The sequence below is a fragment of the Frankia sp. AiPs1 genome (assembly GCF_023716945.1).
GTDB lineage: Bacteria > Actinomycetota > Actinomycetes > Frankiales > Frankiaceae > Frankia.
Map to the genome: position 1 here is coordinate 1 of NZ_JAMQQF010000948.1, position 1,348 is coordinate 1,348.

2 protein-coding genes are annotated in these 1,348 nt (G+C 74.5%); one reads left to right on the forward strand and one right to left on the reverse strand.

The genetic code is table 11. The features are described from left to right. On the reverse strand, window positions 1–939 hold a 939-nt coding region (locus ND748_RS32090), incomplete at its 3' end, for an acyltransferase (protein ID WP_251750028.1). A gap of 216 nt (window positions 940–1,155) precedes the next feature. Between ND748_RS32090 and ND748_RS32095 the strand changes: the two genes are divergently transcribed. Next, window positions 1,156–1,347, forward strand: coding sequence for a hypothetical protein (locus ND748_RS32095; protein ID WP_251750029.1), 192 nt, complete (start codon window positions 1,156–1,158; stop codon window positions 1,345–1,347). Window position 1,348: the final 1 nt, after the last annotated feature.

The window sequence follows — 1,348 nt, forward strand, 5'->3', positions numbered from 1 at the left end:
CTGTCGCGCCGCCCGCAGCCAGGCGGCGAGGGCGCAGCCCACCAGCAGCGCGTCGGCGCGGGTGTCCAGGGCGAAGTACGTCCGCGTCCCCGGCGCCCCGGACGTGACCAACGCGTTGCGCCACAGCGCCACGCCGGCCGCCCCGCCCAGCAGGACCACGGGCAGCCGGCGGGCCACCCACGGCCAGCGGCACAGGGCCACCAGCACCAGCGGCCACAGCAGGTAGAACTGCTCCTCCAGTGACAGCGACCAGGTGTGCCCCAGCCAGCCGGCCCCCGTGCTCTGCCGCACCACCTGAAAGTAGTTGTTCACATACAGCGCCGAGGCGGCCAGGCTGTCGAGGAACTCGGACCGTTCGCCGGCCGTGCCGATCCCCAGCAGGACGACCGCCGTGAGGCCGACGAGGGCCAGCACCCAGAACGCGGGCAGCAGCCGGTAGGCCCGTCGCAGGTAGAACCGGCCGAGCGAAACCCCACCGGTCCGGTCCCGTTCCGCCAGCAGCTGCCCGGTGATCAGGAAGCCGCTGAGCACGAAGAACACGTCGACGCCCAGGTAGCCGCCGGGCAGCGAGTCCATGTGGAACACGAGCACGCAGAGCACCGCGAGCGCCCGGACGCCGTCGAGCGCGGGGTTGCGGCCGCCGCGCCCGACCCCGCCCCGCTCCGGCGCCCCGCCCACCCGGACGGCCCGCTCCTGGGCGGCGGCCGATCCACTCAGCGTGGTCGAACCGGACGTCCGGACCGCCGGCCGCGCCCGGCCGAGCTTCGATAGCTGGCCGGGGCCGAGTGGTTGGCCGGGCTTCGATGGCTGGCCGGGCAGCCGCGACGGCGGGTCGGCCAGCAGGATGCCCGTCCGGCGGTGCGCCGCTGCCGAGCGCCTGGACGACACCGTCGCGGCGCGGGGCGCAGCGCGTTCCGGGTCGTGTCCGTGCTCAGCCATCCACGCTCCCCTCAGAACTGCCGGACTGCCCGTCTCCTGCCCCTTCGCCCCCTTCGTATCCCGCCAACCTGGGCGTTTGCTGTCAGGCGGACCCGGCGACCGCGACGATGAGACTGACTTTCGGCATCCAGAGAACTACGCAGCGAAGTCATTCCCCGCAGGTGCGGGTTGAGCCGTCACGGCCCGGCCGAGTCGGTCGACAGATAGGTTGTTCGCGTGCAAGACCAGGGCACGGCCGCCACGGACGTCCGGGCGGCCGTCCTGTCCGCCGCCGTCATCGGGGGCGTGGCCGGAGCGGCCCTCGGCGCTCACCGAGGGCGACGCGGGGTCGGGCTGGGCGGTCTCACGGGGGCGGTCGCGCTGGCGGCGTCCGAGGCGGTCGCCCAGCGCCGCCCCGGTGAGCAGTAGG